General features: G+C 31.6%; 14 protein-coding genes. 6 read left to right on the forward strand and 8 right to left on the reverse strand.

Annotated features, from left to right (window positions below):
• The first annotated feature begins 75 nt into the window (after window positions 1–75).
• The 4 genes from AC1RRN_RS10655 (at window position 76) to AC1RRN_RS10670 (ending at window position 3,039) form a co-directional block, all read left to right on the forward strand.
• The gene (locus tag AC1RRN_RS10655; RefSeq protein ID WP_492967284.1) at window positions 76–630 is read left to right on the forward strand and encodes an RNA polymerase sigma factor; all 555 of its coding nucleotides are present in this window, start codon (window positions 76–78) and stop codon (window positions 628–630) included.
• Window positions 631–721: 91 nt separating this feature from the next.
• Entirely contained in the window at window positions 722–1,255 is a 534-nt protein-coding gene (locus tag AC1RRN_RS10660; protein WP_492967285.1) for an anti-sigma factor, read from the forward strand.
• On the forward strand, window positions 1,239–2,300 hold the full coding sequence (locus AC1RRN_RS10665) for a DUF4097 family beta strand repeat-containing protein (RefSeq protein ID WP_492967286.1): 1,062 nt from the start codon (window positions 1,239–1,241) through the stop codon (window positions 2,298–2,300). Before AC1RRN_RS10660 ends, AC1RRN_RS10665 begins: the two co-directional genes overlap by 17 nt.
• Window positions 2,301–2,316: 16 nt before the next feature.
• Entirely contained in the window at window positions 2,317–3,039 is a 723-nt protein-coding gene (locus tag AC1RRN_RS10670) for a head GIN domain-containing protein (RefSeq protein ID WP_492967287.1), read from the forward strand.
• Between the two features lie 63 nt (window positions 3,040–3,102).
• Here the strand turns inward: AC1RRN_RS10670 and AC1RRN_RS10675 are convergent, their stop codons facing one another.
• From AC1RRN_RS10675 to AC1RRN_RS10700, 6 genes are all read right to left on the reverse strand, one after another.
• Complete coding sequence (locus AC1RRN_RS10675) at window positions 3,103–4,428, reverse strand: MFS transporter (protein WP_492967288.1); 1,326 nt, start codon at window positions 4,426–4,428, stop codon at window positions 3,103–3,105.
• 163 nt (window positions 4,429–4,591) lie between these two features.
• The gene (locus tag AC1RRN_RS10680) at window positions 4,592–5,401 is read right to left on the reverse strand and encodes a M48 family metallopeptidase (RefSeq protein ID WP_492967289.1); all 810 of its coding nucleotides are present in this window, start codon (window positions 5,399–5,401) and stop codon (window positions 4,592–4,594) included.
• Between the two features lie 85 nt (window positions 5,402–5,486).
• Window positions 5,487–7,886 carry a glycoside hydrolase family 31 protein gene (locus AC1RRN_RS10685; protein ID WP_492967290.1) on the reverse strand — a complete coding sequence of 800 codons (2,400 nt, stop codon included), beginning with the start codon at window positions 7,884–7,886 and terminating at the stop codon, window positions 5,487–5,489.
• Window positions 7,887–8,086: 200 nt separating this feature from the next.
• Window positions 8,087–9,991, reverse strand: a complete 1,905-nt coding sequence (gene glgB, locus AC1RRN_RS10690) for a 1,4-alpha-glucan branching protein GlgB (protein WP_492967291.1) — start codon at window positions 9,989–9,991, stop codon at window positions 8,087–8,089.
• A gap of 37 nt (window positions 9,992–10,028) precedes the next feature.
• Window positions 10,029–11,309: a glucose-1-phosphate adenylyltransferase gene (locus tag AC1RRN_RS10695; RefSeq protein WP_492967292.1), complete on the reverse strand. Its 1,281-nt coding sequence runs from the start codon at window positions 11,307–11,309 to the stop codon at window positions 10,029–10,031.
• A complete protein-coding gene (locus AC1RRN_RS10700; RefSeq protein ID WP_492967293.1) occupies window positions 11,299–12,726 on the reverse strand; it encodes a glycogen synthase in 1,428 nt (475 codons plus the stop codon). Before AC1RRN_RS10700 ends, AC1RRN_RS10695 begins: the two co-directional genes overlap by 11 nt.
• 99 nt (window positions 12,727–12,825) lie before the next feature.
• On the opposite strand from AC1RRN_RS10700, the gene AC1RRN_RS10705 reads away from it, so the two are divergent.
• Both AC1RRN_RS10705 and AC1RRN_RS10710 read left to right on the forward strand, forming a co-directional pair.
• Window positions 12,826–13,692, forward strand: coding sequence for an alpha/beta hydrolase (locus AC1RRN_RS10705; RefSeq protein ID WP_492967294.1), 867 nt, complete (start codon window positions 12,826–12,828; stop codon window positions 13,690–13,692).
• A 48-nt stretch (window positions 13,693–13,740) separates the two neighbouring features.
• Window positions 13,741–14,385, forward strand: a complete 645-nt coding sequence (locus AC1RRN_RS10710; protein ID WP_492967295.1) for an endonuclease III domain-containing protein — start codon at window positions 13,741–13,743, stop codon at window positions 14,383–14,385.
• Between the two features lie 5 nt (window positions 14,386–14,390).
• On the opposite strand, the gene AC1RRN_RS10715 is transcribed toward AC1RRN_RS10710, so the two are convergent.
• Window positions 14,391–14,825, reverse strand: coding sequence for a nuclear transport factor 2 family protein (locus AC1RRN_RS10715; RefSeq protein WP_492967296.1), 435 nt, complete (start codon window positions 14,823–14,825; stop codon window positions 14,391–14,393).
• 25 nt (window positions 14,826–14,850) lie between these two features.
• Window positions 14,851–15,303, reverse strand: coding sequence for a DUF1569 domain-containing protein (locus tag AC1RRN_RS10720; protein ID WP_492967297.1), 453 nt, complete (start codon window positions 15,301–15,303; stop codon window positions 14,851–14,853).
• Between the last annotated feature and the right edge of the window lie 289 nt (window positions 15,304–15,592).

Below are 15,592 nucleotides of genomic sequence, written 5' to 3' on the forward strand. Positions count from 1 at the left end.
AAATAAAATTAATTTTATGAAAAGTGTAACATATTAAAAAAAGTAAAGTCCTTATAAAAAACTAGCAACCATTACTTGAGTATAACCAATCAAAATATCGAAGAATTAATCGCGCTTTGTAAAAACAACAATCAGAAGGCACAGTTTGAAATTTATAATCGTTACAGTAAGGCTATGTATAACGTGGCTTACAGGATTGTAAAAGACGAGCATTTTGCACAAGACGTCATGCAGGAAGGTTTCTTGAAAGCTTTTACAAAAATAAACGATTACAAGCAGGAAGTCGCTTTTGGAGCGTGGCTGAAAAAAATTGTCATCAATTATAGTATTGATTTTTACAAAAAGAATAATGCTTTTCAGATCGAAGATCTAAGCAAGACACTTTATAAAATCGAAGAAAATGACAGTTTTTTTTCTGAGAATATTGATTTGAATTCGCTTAAAGTAAAACAGGTTTTAGATACCATTGCAGGCCTAAAAGATAATTATCGAATGGTATTGACGCTCTTTTATATTGAAGGTTACGATCAGGAAGAGATATGCGAAATTTTGAATATTAGTTATGCCAATTGCCGAACAACATTGAGCAGAGCAAAAGAAAGTTTACGAAAAAAATTAGAGGACATATGAAATCGCCACTTAAAACAATTTTGTGGCAACAAAAACAAATTAACAAAAAGGCGATACCATATATCACCTCTAAAAAATAAAATTTGGATATATGAAAAAGGAAAATGACAATTTAGATGAATTATTTAACAAGTTTGAAAATCAATGGGACGTTCAGGAAATGAATTCTGATCATCAGGTAGATTTTTTAAATAAACTAAATAAAAAACAGTCAAAGAGAAATTACTGGTTTGTAACAGCTATTGCGGCTTCGATTGTTTTAATGTTAGGAATATCATTATTTTATAAAAATGAAAAACCAAAAGAATTCAAATTTGCCTCTAAAGAAACACAGCGCACAGATTCAATTTTTAGCATCTTAATCGATAATGAACTTGTAAAACTAAAAGAAAAAAGTTCGCCTGAAAACGAACAAATCATTAATGATGCATTGAAACAAATGAAAGTTTTTGATGCCGATTATCAAAAAATTATTAACGAATTACAAAAGAATGGCGAAAACAAACAAATCATTTATGCCATGATCAGCAATTTGCAAACCAGGATATCATTTTTGCAAACTGTTTTAAAAAGAATTGAAGAAAACGAAAATCTAAAAAACATCACAGATGAAAAAACATTATAAAATACTTATTCTACTCCTTTTGATTCCTTTTTTGGGATTTTCAAATGATGATACTTTTATTTCAAAACAAAAAAGCATTAAAAAAACCTATATCGTCAATTCGAATGCCGGAATTGATATTGATAATAAATATGGAAATATCTCAGTATCAACATGGGATGAAGATAAAATCGATTTTGATATTACCATAAAGGTTAACGGACCAAATGAAAACTGGGTAAATGAAAGGCTAAATAGTATTGATGTAGATATTACAGCATTAAAATCTATGATAACCGCCGTAACAAAACTTGGCAATTCTTCAATGAAAAGTAAAGGAAGCAACAATAGTTTTGAGATAAATTATGTGATAAAAATCCCGAAAAACGGAACCGTAAAATTGATAAATAAATACGGTAACATTAACATTGTTACTTTGGAAGGAGCTTCGGATATTACCTGTAAATATGGAAAAGTTACCGTTGGAAAATTAAATAATACAACTAATAGATTTCAAATCGAATATTGTCAAAATTCAACTATTGATTACATTAAAAACGGAACTGTTGAAGCTCGTTATTCAGTATTAAAAATAAATGATTCAGGTAATTTGAATCTTGACACTAACTATAGTGATTTAGTTGTTGCTGACGGACAAAATATTAAATATGACTGTAATTACGGAACCTTAAAATTTCAGAAAATAAGTTCTTTTTCAGGATCCGGAAATTATCTTACCATTTCTATCGCTGAAATTTCAAACAATATAAATTTAGACGCTACTTATAGCAAAATAAATATTTCGACTATAACAAGTAAAGCAAATAATGTAAATATTAATACTGATTATACTGATGTTTCTTTAGGATACGATACAAATTATGCTTTTGATTTTGACATTAATACTAAATATGGAAATATAAAAAACGATAATTCTTTAGAGGTTTCTGTTACTGAAAGCAAAAATTCAAGCAAAAAAATCAGTGGCTTTAATAAGAAAAAAGGACAAAATAAAGTATTAATTAATTCTAATTACGGAAACGTAACACTAATCAAAAAACAATAATTAAAAAAAAAGACCAATGAAAAAAATAATTCAATTAGCAGTTTATGGTGCATTTTTAATTGGCTTAACAGCTAATGCACAAGAAAAAATTAACGGAAACGGGAATGTTGTAACTGAAACAAGAACAACATCTGAATATGATGCCATTAAAATATCAGGTTTTTTTGATGTCGATTTAGTAGCTGGAAAAGAAGGGAAAATTACAATTAAAGGAGAACAAAATATTCTGTCTGCGATTATTGTTGAAGTTGAAGATAATGCTTTAAAAATTCAGGTAAAAAAAGGGATGAATTTACGTCCGAGCATAGGAAAAAAAGTAGAGATTACAGTTCCGTTTGAGAAAATATCTGAGCTTAGCCTTTCTGGTTCAGGCGACATTACAACTAAATCTCCAATTAAAAATGATAAATTCACCGCAAAATTATCAGGATCAGGTGATATCGATTTAGATGTTGCAACAAATTCTTTTGATTTCAGTTTGAGCGGCTCAGGAGATATTAAACTAAAAGGAAATTCAGACAGTATAGCCATTAAACTATCTGGTTCTGGCGATATTGAAGCTGCAAATTTGAAATCTAAAAATGCCAATATCACAGTTTCTGGTTCTGGAGATGTTAAAGTAAACTGCAACGAAAGTTTAACTGCCAGAGTTTCTGGTTCAGGAGATATTAAATATACAGGAAACCCAGAAAAACGTGATGTAAAAGTTTCTGGTTCAGGAAGCATTTCAAAAGTGTAATCACTAATGAAAAAGTCATCAATCAAATAAATCACTCAAAATAAATCTATTAAAGGCGCTTGATTAATTCACAGCGCCTTTTTTATGTACTCTTTTCAACAGAAAAATTGCTGTAACAAAGAAAATTCCTAAAATGGTAAAGGCAATACGCGGTCTTCCAGTTAATTGATCTATAATTCCGTAAAAACACATTCCTATTACAATTCCGATTTTTTCTGCAACATCATAAAAACTAAAAAATGATGCTGTATCTTCTGTTTCAGGCAATAATTTTGAATAAGTCGAACGTGACAAGGCTTGTATTCCTCCCATTACAAATCCTGCTACCGTCGCCATAACATAAAAATGAATTGGCATTGTAATAAAAAAAGCAAGTCCACAGGAAACAGCCCAGATACTATTTATTGCAATTAAAGTTGGAATATTACCAAATTTAGCTGAGGCTCTTGAGGTTAATATCGCTCCAACAACCGCTACTAATTGTATAATCAAAATACAAGTGATTAAACCAATTGTTCCTTCTTCTTTTGATGACCATTGAATTTCCTGAGCTCCAAAATAAGTTGCCACAAGCATAACCGTCTGAACTGCCATACTAGAAACAAAAAATCCACCTAAATATCTTCTTAAAGGAATATTCTCTTTTAATAAATTCCAAACTTTTTTTAATTCCTTGAAACCGTTAAATATTACATCATTACTTAATTTTTGACCATTTTCTTTACTCCCTTTTGGTAAATAGTGGTAAGTGTACTGGCTAAATAATATCCACCAAACACCAACCATTATAAAAGAATAACGCATCGCTTTCATTGCTGCTTCACCATCTGTTCCTGTGATTCCAAAAAGTTTTGGTTTCATGATCATGGCTAAGTTGATGATCAATAAAATTACACTTCCTATATATCCTAAAGAATATCCCTTTGCACTTATTTTATCTTGTTGTTCTTCAAATGCAATATCTGGCAGATAAGAATTATAAAAAACCAAACTTCCCCAATATCCAATCAATCCCAGAAAATAAAATGCTAGTCCGATATAAATGTTATCAAGATCGAACCAATATAATCCCATACAAGACAAAGCTCCCAAATAACAGAAAAATTTCATGAATGACTTTTTATTCCCCGCATAATCTGCAATTCCAGATAATAGCGGCGAAATAAAAGAAACTACCAAAAAAGCAAAAGCAGTTGTAAAACTAATTAAAGCAGAATTCTTTAAGTGCATCCCAAAAACATCAATATAATGATTGTCTTTTGAAAATAAAGCTTCATAAAAAATGGGAAAAACTGCAGAAGCAATAGTAAGTGTATAAACTGAATTTGCCCAATCATAAAATGCCCAGGCATTTAATAATTTCTTATCTCCTTTTTGTAGGTTTTTCATAGAAATGGTTTTGTTAATGCGCTACGAATTTATCTAATTTTTATGATAATCAAATAATTTTTTGTCTAATTCGTGTATTAATAAATTATGAACAATTTAAAATTTACGACAAAAAAAAAACCACTCTAAAAGAATGGCTTTTGAATATATTTTGAAAATTGAATTATCTTATTGTACCTACTTTAAGTGCAGTAGCTTTTGCTTCTGGAATTAATTTTTTCAGATTCGCAATTCTTGTTGCATCAGAAGGGTGTGTACTCATAAATTCCGGAGTTCCTGCTGCACCTGATTTAGCAGACATTCTGCTCCAGAAAGCAATAGCATCATCTGGATTGTAGCCCGCAATTGCCATTAATGTTAAACCAATTTTATCTGCTTCACTTTCATTGCTTCTGCTGAATGGAAGCATTACTCCTACTTCTGAGCCAACTCCGTAAGCTTGTGAAAATATTTGTCTTGTAGACTCAGACTTGTTACTTGTTGCTGCATCTAATGCTACACCTCCTATTTGCTGTAATTGTGCTGCAGACATTCTTTGTGCACCATGATTAGCCAATGCGTGAGAAACTTCATGTCCCATAACTGTTGCTAATCCTGCTTCATCTTGTGTTACAGGTAAAATTCCTGAATACACTACGATTTTTCCACCAGGCATACACCATGCATTTACTTCTTTATTATCCACAAGTTTATATTCCCAACGATAATCTTTTAAATATTGCGTTTGTCCTAAGTAAGTTAAATATTTTTCGGCAGCAGTCTTAATTCTTAGCCCCACTGTTTCAACTCTTTTGGCATCAGCAGTTCCTGTTATAACCTTATTTTCAGAGATAAATGCATTATATTGCTGAAAAGAAGTTGGAAATAATTCACTATTTGAAACAAAATTCAAATTTTGTTTTCCTGTAATTGGATTGGTTGCACAGCCAATTAAAACAGCTACACAAATCCCTAATATTAGATGTTTTTTCATGATTTTTGATATTTTACTACACAAAAATACAATTAATATTAACTTTTTATTTTATATAATTTTTTGCAAACATATCAGAATTTACTTATTCGCCACTAATATGAAGTTCATTAAACTCTTTATCAACGATTAAGAAATGATTTGAATCAAAAGAAACCTGATCAAATGCTACTTTTTCATTGTCAATTTCAATTTCAGTAACTTTAAAAGGTAAACCAATTAAGTTTATTTTGTATTTGCTGTATGGTGTATCATATTTTCCTTCTTTATGCAACTGGATAATCAATTCTTTTTCTTTTCCAATCGTTCTAAAAGATAAGTAGCTGTAACGCCCTTTTTTATAATCATAACCATCTTGTGCATCTTCATACACAAATGATTGTTCTTTTCCGATCTTGAAATATAAATCTAGTGTCAATTCATCAAATTCAATTTCGCCAACATATTGTTGAACCGGATATTTTGGAATAATAGCGCCTGCTTTTACAAAAACCGGAATTTCATCAAATTTAGTATCAATCCAAACTTCTCTTCCTCCTATTGCAAATTCATTTGTCCAGTAGTTATACCATTCTCCTCTTGGGATATACATGCGTCTACCTACAGCATTAGGTTCAAGAATTGGGCAAACTAATATTTGATTTCCAAAGATAAATTCATCATTACGATAATGTGTCTGTGTATCATCCTGATCATAATAAACCAATGGTTTTAACATCGGAACACCTTCTTCAATATATTGCCAGAACATAGTATATAAATAAGGTAACAATTGATAACGAAGACTGACAAACTTTCGGGTAATATTGATCACTTCTTCATCAAAAGCCCAAGGTTCCTGATTTCCATGATCTCCGGAAGAATGTGTTCTGCAAAATGGATGAAAAACACCTAGTTGAATCCAACGTGCATATAATTCGCCCGTTGGTTGTTCAGCAAAACCTCCAATATCAGAGCCAGTGAATCCCATTCCCGAAATACACATTCTCTGAACCTGAATATTAGCTATCCATAAATGTTCCCAAGTTGCAACGTTATCTCCGGTCCACGACGAAGTGTAACGTTGTGCGCCTGAATAAGCTGATCTTGTAATCACAAAAGGACGTTTAGGATATGCAAAGCGTTTTACGCCATGATAGGTTGCTCTTGCCATTTGTGTACCATAAATGTTATGCGCTTTTCTATGACTACAAGGATTTCCGTCATAAGAATGACGAACATCCATCGGAAAAGTTTTATTTGGAACCTCCATAACTGCTGGTTCGTTCATATCATTCCACACTCCTTTTACTCCGATATCTGAAACCAATTCTTTAAATAATCCTGCCCACCATTCTCTAACTACGGGATTTGTATAATCCGGAAAATTACATTCACCAGGCCAAACTTTCCCTTTCATATAAGGTCCATCTGCTCTTTTACAAAAATAATCTTTTTCTAAGCCTTCTTGGTATACCCAATAATCTTTATCAATTTTAATTCCCGGATCTATGATTACAACCGTTTTAAAACCATCTTCTGCTAATTCTGCCACCATTTTTTTTGGATCAGGAAAATATTCCTTATTCCAGGTAAAACATCGAAAACCTTCCATATAATCAATGTCGAGATAAATCGCGTCACATGGAATTTTAAGTTCTCTAAATTTCGAAGTGATTTCTTTTACTTTACTCTCAGGATAATAACTCCATTTACATTGATGATACCCTAAAACCCAAAGTGGTGGTAATTCAGGCTTGCCAGTTAAATCAGTATAAGTAGTAACAACATCCTGCATTTGAGGACCGTAAATGAAATAATAATTCATTTCACCACCTTCAGCCCAAAAACTGGCTACATTTCTTCTTTCCTGACAAAAGTCAAAAAAGGTTCTAAAAGTATTATCAAAGAAAATACCGTAAGATTGTTTGTTATGTAAACCAATATAAAATGGAACTACTTTATATAAAGGTTCCTGATCTTTTTGATATGCATATTGATCAGTGGCAAAATTTTCAAGTCTTTTGCCTTTTAGATTCATTTGTGTGGCTTTATCTCCAAGACCGTAAAAACATTCTCCATCTTTAGAAGATTTACTCATTTTTACGATATTTCCACCATATTCGTAGCTTTCTTCCCAATGAAAACCAAGTTCATCTTCAAGTATAAGAAGATCATTTAAATCGTAAATGGATAAACGAAGATCTGCTTTCTGAATTTTGCATTTTACTTTACTTGTTCTAATCTGGAAATAATTTCCTTCTTCGGTAAGTTCCAGAAAATTATAACCATGAAGTTGCGTTTTATCAATAGCATACGAAAAATCATTGCTAAAATATCCCTTTGTAGTAAAACGAAATCGGATTAAGCTGTCTCGAAGAATAGTGACTTTTAAGATTACTTTGTTATCTGTATTGAAAAAAATAGAATCACCCTCATGTTCATATGAAACTATTTTTGATGGATATAAATCGCCTTTATATTCTAATGATGTATTTGTAATCATATCGCTATTGAATTAATTAATCTAACATATCGCTATTTCAAACATACAAAAAAAGTATATAAACCCCTATGAATATGAGGTTTATTCACGAAAACGTTTTTTCTGTATGAGTAACAAATTACATCTCAAAAAATCAACAATTCGGTAATATTAGAATCAAAAAATGACAAAATGATATTCTAAAAATTAATACAGTAATTTTATCCAAAAGAATAAACAGTCACACTCAATGGAGGTAAAGTTAATTCTACAGAATAATCTCTGCCATCATAAGGTGATGATTCAATTTTTAGTGAACCAGAATTTTCAAGTCCGCTTCCTCCATATATAGTAGCATCGGTATTAAAAATTTCAATTAATTTACCTTTTTGTGAAATCCCAATTCTATAATTTTCACGAACAACCTGCGTGAAATTCCCAACTATCACTAAATTCTCTTTAGGATTATTTCCCTTTCGGATATAAGATAAAACAGCATTTTGATGATCCGAGTAATTGATCCATTCAAAACCTTCACCAGTAAATTGTTTTTCATATAATGCAGGTTGAGATTTGTAAAGCTGATTCAAATCGGTAATTATTTTTTTAATTCCGGAATGATAGTCATATTGAAGTAAATGCCAATCTAAACTTTTTTCAAAATTCCATTCATCACTTTGACCAAATTCAGAACCCATAAACAATAATTTTGTTCCTGGATGTGTGAACATATAACCATATAACAATCTTAAATTAGCAAATTTTTGCCATTCATCTCCCGGCATTTTATTAGCAATAGATTTTTTACCGTATACTACTTCATCATGCGAAAACGGAAGCATAAAATTTTCAGTAAAAGCGTACGTCATTGAAAAAGTCAAATCATTTTGATGGTATTTTCGATAAACCGTTTCTTTTTGAAAATATTTTAAAGTATCGTGCATCCACCCCATCATCCATTTCATTCCGAAACCTAAACCACCAGTAAAAGTTGGCCTTGAAACCATTGGAAAAGAAGTACTTTCTTCCGCAATAGTCTGTACTCCATCAAAATTAGCATAGATTACTTCATTGAATTCTTTAAGAAAACTTATGGTATCAAGATTTTCTCTTCCTCCATAAATATTCGGTTCCCAGCCGCCTTCTTCTCTTGAATAATCAAGATAAAGCATTGAAGCTACAGCATCAACCCGCAAGCTATCTGCATGATAATGTTGCAACCAAAAAACAGCATTGCTTATTAGAAAAGCACGAACTTCATTTCGTCCATAATTAAAAACCAAACTTTTCCAATCAGGATGATACCCTTTTCGTCGATCTGGATGCTCATATAAATGAGATCCATCAAAAAAGCCGAGGCCATGTGCATCATCCGGGAAATGTGATGGGACCCAATCTAAAATAACACCGATACCTGCCTGATGTAATTTATCAACCAGAACCATAAAATCTTGTGGTTTTCCAAAACGGGAAGTTGGTGCAAAATATCCTGTCAATTGATAACCCCATGAAGGATCATAAGGGTATTCCATAATCGGCATAAATTCAACATGAGTAAAACCGGTTTCTGTTACATAAGCAACTAAATCATCTGCCAGTTCCAAATAAGTTAAAAACCTGTTATGATCACCACGTTTCCAGGAACCTAAATGGACTTCATAAACAGAATGAGGTTTGTCTAATGCATTGTGATTTTGGCGGGATTGCATCCAATTTTCATCCTTCCATTTATAATCTAAATTCCATACAACAGAAGCGGTATGAGGCGGTTTTTCACAATATAGAGCAAAAGGGTCTGCTTTTTCAGTAACAATTCCATTAATATTGGATTGAATTTTATATTTATACAGTGCTCCTTTCGTAATTTCCGGAATAAAGCCTTCCCAAATTCCCGAAGAATCCCAACGAACCTGTAATTGATGTTCATTACCTGTCCAATAATTAAAATCACCCACAACAGAAACAGATTGTGCAGTTGGCGCCCAAACGGCAAAATAAACACCTTTTACTCCATCAACTTCAACTAAATGCGCTCCTAACTTTTCATATAATTTGAAGTGTTTCCCTGCTTTGAATAAGTCTATATCAAAATCAGTAAATAGAGAATGCGTGATTACTTTATTCATATTTGGTTTTTATGGCAAAAATTAATTTTTATGTTTTTTATTCAATTCTGAAATTATCAGAGAGAATCGCTCCTTTTTTAATAACGACGATACCATCTTTTATACTGTACAATTCGTTAGTAAAATTATCTAAATGCTTTCCACCGCTAATATGAACATTGTTCCCAATGCGCACATTTTTGTCTACCAAAGCATTTTGAATAAAACAGTTTTCTCCAATTCCAACATGAATTTTATTGATATTTGCTTCATGATTTAGTTCATCAAGATCCTGATAAAAATCATTCCCCATTACATAACAATTTTCAAGAACAGTACCTTCTCCAATTCTGGAACGAATACCAATTACAGATCTCTTTATTTCTTTGGCATTGATAATACATCCTTCTGAAATTAAAGACTGATTAATAATTGAATTTCTGAATTTTGATGGAGGAAGTAATCTTGGTCTGGTAAAAATTTTATTATCATTATCAAACAAATTAAACTCTGGAATATCGGCAGTTAAACCAATATTTGCTTCAAAGAAGGATTCAATATTTCCAATATCCGTCCAATATCCTTCATACTGATAACTCAAAATTTTATGTTTTCCTACAGCCTGTGGAATGATTTCTTTTCCAAAATCTTTCGTGTGCGGATCAGCCATTAAATCTTCCAATAATTGTCGGTTAAAAATATAAATACCCATTGAGGCTAAATATTTTTTTCCTTTCTCCTGCATTTGCTCACTTACATCAGATTCCCACTGAGGCAATAAAGAAGCATCTGGTTTCTCTATAAACGCTTCGATACAACTTTCATGATTTGTTTTCAGAATTCCGAATTCGGGTGCATCTTTAGCATTTACAGGTAAAGTAGCTATAGAAATTTCAGCGTCTGCCGCAATATGGGCTTCTAACATTTCGTTAAAATCCATTTGATACAATTGATCACCAGATAAAATTAAAGCATGATCAAATTCATGTTTAAGAAAATGGGACATACATTGACGAACAGCATCTGCGGTTCCCTGAAACCATGTTGGATTGTCCGGAGTTTGTTCTGCAGCTAAAATATCAACAAATGATTGACTGAAAATACTAAAATTGAAAGTGTTTTTGATATGTGCATTCAATGATGCAGAATTAAATTGTGTCAAAACGAATATTTTAAAAATATCAGAATTAATACAATTTGAAATAGGAATATCAACTAATCGGTATTTTCCACCAATTGGCACTGCTGGTTTAGATCTTGTTTCTGTTAATGGAAACAAACGTGATCCTTGTCCTCCTCCTAAAATAATAGCAACTACATTTTTCTTTTTAAATTTCATTTTTCTCAATTATTAGGTTGTATATCTCTATATATTCTTGACAAACTCTTTCCCAGGAATGATCAGCAGCCATTCCTTTTTCTACTATTTTATTGAAATTAGATTTATCAGCATATAATTTTATTGCTCTATTTATAGAATAACAAATATCACCTACTGAAGCCTGATCATGACAAATTCCATTTCCATTATCTCCAAAATCAATTACCGTATCACGTAATCCTCCGGTTCTTCTAACAATCGGTACCGTCCCATAACGCAAAGCATACATCTGGTTTAAACCGCAAGGTTCAACTCTTGAAGGCATCAGAATATAATCTGAACCTGCATATATTAAATGGGCTAATTCTTCATTATAACCTATAAAAACATTGTAATTCCCATTGTAATCCGTTCGTAATTGCACCAACTGCTCTTCAATAACTGGGTTTCCAGACCCAAGAATCAAAATATTAATATTTTCAAAATTTTCAGACAAAGCCAAAGCTGATGCCTGAGGTAATAAATCGCCACCTTTCTCATCAAACAAGCGTCCGATAAAACTAAATAAAGGTTTTGAAGGATCTAATTCAAACTGCTCGCACAATTTATCTTTGTTCTTTTGTTTTCCGTTTTCAAAAGTCTCGATTGAATAATTTTCGGTAATCATTTTATCTTTTAAAGGATCCCAAACTTCAAAATCAATACCGTTTAAAATACCTTTTGATTTACTTCTAACAGATTTAAACAAATCCTCTAAACCATTTGCTGCAATATTTATTTCATTCAAATAACTAGGAGAAACTGTTGTAACTGCATGTGCACATTTTATCCCCACAGCTAACGAATTAATAGAATGATTCCATTCTAAAAATCCAACATGAATCAAGTCGAATTCAGGCAAATAATGTAATTTGTCAAATCCAAACCATCCTTGGTATAAACCATTGTGAATCGTGATTACTGTTCTTACACTTCGTAAACTCTCATATTTATATCCATATTTCAACAAAAATGGAATTAATCCGGTATGATGATCGTGACAATTAATCACATTTGGAATACTTTGACGCGTTGTAATCCAATCTAAAGTTGCGATCTGAAAAGATAAAAAGCGTTCTATATCATCTTCATATCCGTACACATTTGGCCTGTCAAATAATTCTTTTATTTCTATCAAATAGAGTTCATAACCCAGTTTATCAGACGTTTCTTTTAGAACACTAAAAGGAAAATCAAAATTTCCTAGCGTAACATTTCCCCAGTGAACACATTCAAAATCATTTTCTTTTTTAAATTTTGTGTCATAACAAGGAACTACAACTCGAACCTGATGGCCAGCATTTGTCTGATATTTTGGTAATGCTCCAACAACATCGGCTAAACCACCTACTTTTGCCATTGGATAACATTCTGCACTGATATGAAATATTTCCATTTTAGAAATTTATAAACATCTATTTATTGTACTACATTTATGTTTCCTAAATTTAGGAAAAAATAAACAACATTTAGCCCTCATAAAAAATTTATTAATATGGCAAAAAAGGAAACTCATCCTACTAAATCATTAAAAATTCCGCAGTTTATAATTTTATCTGCTAAATTATGTGCTTTTATATCTACTAAATTGGCTACAACCTATGCTGCAAAACTATTTACAACACCAATAAAACATAAAGTTCCCAAACGAGAGCTTGAGATGGATTTAAAAAGTACCAAAAAGACAATCAATATTCCTGCTATTAACAAAAATATAATCACGTATGAATATGGAACAAGTGATAATAAAATCTTGTTAGTTCATGGTTGGTCTGGCAGAGGTACACAATTATTCAAGATCGCTGATGCATTACTAAAAATGGGATATTCTACCATTAGTTTTGATGCACCGGCGCACGGAAAGTCCCAAGGAAGTACAACTATAATGTCTGAATTTATTCATTCTATATTGGAAATTGAAAAACAATTTGGTCCTTTTGAAATTGCAATTGGCCATTCTTTAGGAGGAATGTCAGTCTTAAATGCTATTAAAGATGGACTAAAAGTAAATAAAGCAATTATAATTGGAAGTGGCGATATTGTTCAGGATATCCTGGATGAATTTACTTCAAAATTAGGTTTAAAACCAGAAATGAGCACAAAACTGCTTGATCATTTTGAACATAAATACGAGGTTAAAATGGATGATTTTTCAGCTTATAAAGCAGCTCAAAAAGTAAAGCTTCCAGTATTAGTAATACATGATAATGATGATCCGGAAGTTCCTGTAAAAGCGGGAATTCACATTCATAAAAATTTAGAAAACGGATTATTATTTTTAACTGATGGTTTAGGTCATAGAAAAATTCTGGGAAATCAAAATGTCATAAATAAAATTATTAGTTTCATTAAAAGTAGCTAATTTTGTGATAGTTATACGCTTTTTATTTAAATCTAAAGAAATATAAAAATGAATTTATTTGGAGAAACATCAGATTGGGAAGCGAAATTACAACCCATTTTGGCGAAGTATAAAGGAAAGAAACATCCTCTTGAATATCAAAACACATATCAATTGATGGTAATGGTGATTTTATCTGCACAAGATTCAGATGCAAATATTAATAAAATTTCTCCTTCTTTATTTGAAAAATTTCCCACACTAAAAAGTTTATCTCAGACAGATTCTGAAACTTTAATACCTTATATCAGCAAAGTTCGAAATTATCCCACAAAAGCCCAATGGATTTTAGAAATTGCGAAAACCCTTAAAGAAGATAAAAATATCCCTTTAAATATGAAGGAATTAACGAGTCTAAAAGGAATTGGTAGAAAATCTGCTAATGTTATTTTAAGAGAAATTAATCAACCAGCAGAAGGTATTATAGCTGATCTTCATGTTATTAGAGTAGCTCCAAGGATTGGAATCATAAAAGAAAGTAAGGATGGAAATAAAGTCGAAAAAGATCTTATGCAAGCACTTCCAAAATCAATTTGGTCCGAAATTGGAATGGCGATTTCTTTTTTAGGAAGAGAAACCTGCAGGCCAAAACCAAAATGCGAAGAATGTTTATTGGCAGATATTTGCCTTTATTATGCAACTTACGTCGCGTAAAAAGATTATTTCCTTCTAGTGTCAATCAAATAGATAATTTTCCAGGAATCTTTTTCCTTAAATAAAGTGAAAGTATTGACACCGGAATGACTTAATTTATTATTTAAATAAAATTCATAAGGCGCCCAAACATGCGCCATTGCTCCATCAATTTGAATAGCATAACTCAAAATTTTCTCTTGAAATTTCATGCTTGATGGAATTGAAGCAATCGATTTGTAAAATTCTTTTGCACTTTCATCAGATAATTTATTACCCTTAGAAACACTTTCACTTATCGACTGAAGAATGACATTGTCAGCACAAACCGACTTTATTTTTGTCGTATCCTTTTGATGAAATCCTTCAAAAAAGTATTCTATGGTTTTCTGAACTTCTTGTTTCTGTGCATTAGAACATAGTCCGAACAACAGAAAAAACAATACAATTATACTCCTCATAATCAATCCTTTTAAATTAAAAAATTTAGACACCAAATTGATTTAAGTGATGCTCTAAATGTTTTGAAAACATATTATTCCACTCCACTGCGCTTAATTTTCCAAAAGAAAGAGATTCTTTTCCTTCAAAATAACTTTCACCCAATTCATGCGTTTTATTAAGATAAGCAATTAATCTATTCCTTTCGATGTCAAAATTTCGTTCATCTTTAATAATAAATTGAGGCGCGGTATGATTATTTTTAGAATAAGGTCTTTCGCTTACTACTGAGTTCATTACTAATAATCTTAAAATCATCTTTACGAAAGCATTCGGTTTAGGATGAATATCTTCGTAAGCCATTTCATAAGCAACATTACAGTGAGCCAGCATTTGTGCAACTTTCATTTTACCCCAAAGCGCCCCTGACTCCGGTGTTAGCTGATTAATTCTGTTTACAAATTCATTACAATCCTCTGTACGAAAAATATTTTTCATTTTTTGTATTATTGAAATTTTGAGCAATAGTATTTAGACAAATATATAAAATTTAAGATAAAATGTCCTAGAGAAGCTATTTCACATAGACGATCTGTGCGTTTCCTGTTGGGCCGGAGTGCCCGTTACATTTTTTGCGATTGGAATTTGGTTTGGGTAAGAAGCTCAAGATATCATAAAAGGATATCGCTGCGATCCCTAACGCAGTTTCAGGTAAACAAGAAGTTTCACATTGAAAAGAAATCCCAATTTTAAAACACAAACGGGTTTAAAACAAAAAACCCTATCC

The sequence above is a fragment of the Flavobacterium sp. GW821-FHT11G01 genome (assembly GCF_058808175.1).

What these genes read in the sequence shown, in the direction of transcription:
- AC1RRN_RS10660 (WP_492967285.1), top strand. Translation starts at nt 722, where the DNA reads ATGAAAAAGGAAAATGACAATTTAGATGAATTATTTAACAAGTTTGAA.
- AC1RRN_RS10720 (WP_492967297.1), bottom strand. Translation starts at nt 15,303, where the DNA reads ATGAAAAATATTTTTCGTACAGAGGATTGTAATGAATTTGTAAACAGA.
- AC1RRN_RS10680 (WP_492967289.1), bottom strand. Translation starts at nt 5,401, where the DNA reads ATGAAAAAACATCTAATATTAGGGATTTGTGTAGCTGTTTTAATTGGC.
- glgB (WP_492967291.1), bottom strand. Translation starts at nt 9,991, where the DNA reads ATGAATAAAGTAATCACGCATTCTCTATTTACTGATTTTGATATAGAC.
- AC1RRN_RS10695 (WP_492967292.1), bottom strand. Translation starts at nt 11,309, where the DNA reads ATGAAATTTAAAAAGAAAAATGTAGTTGCTATTATTTTAGGAGGAGGA.
- AC1RRN_RS10685 (WP_492967290.1), bottom strand. Translation starts at nt 7,886, where the DNA reads ATGATTACAAATACATCATTAGAATATAAAGGCGATTTATATCCATCA.
- AC1RRN_RS10710 (WP_492967295.1), top strand. Translation starts at nt 13,741, where the DNA reads ATGAATTTATTTGGAGAAACATCAGATTGGGAAGCGAAATTACAACCC.
- AC1RRN_RS10705 (WP_492967294.1), top strand. Translation starts at nt 12,826, where the DNA reads ATGGCAAAAAAGGAAACTCATCCTACTAAATCATTAAAAATTCCGCAG.
- AC1RRN_RS10665 (WP_492967286.1), top strand. Translation starts at nt 1,239, where the DNA reads ATGAAAAAACATTATAAAATACTTATTCTACTCCTTTTGATTCCTTTT.
- AC1RRN_RS10700 (WP_492967293.1), bottom strand. Translation starts at nt 12,726, where the DNA reads ATGGAAATATTTCATATCAGTGCAGAATGTTATCCAATGGCAAAAGTA.
- AC1RRN_RS10670 (WP_492967287.1), top strand. Translation starts at nt 2,317, where the DNA reads ATGAAAAAAATAATTCAATTAGCAGTTTATGGTGCATTTTTAATTGGC.
- AC1RRN_RS10715 (WP_492967296.1), bottom strand. Translation starts at nt 14,825, where the DNA reads ATGAGGAGTATAATTGTATTGTTTTTTCTGTTGTTCGGACTATGTTCT.
- AC1RRN_RS10675 (WP_492967288.1), bottom strand. Translation starts at nt 4,428, where the DNA reads ATGAAAAACCTACAAAAAGGAGATAAGAAATTATTAAATGCCTGGGCA.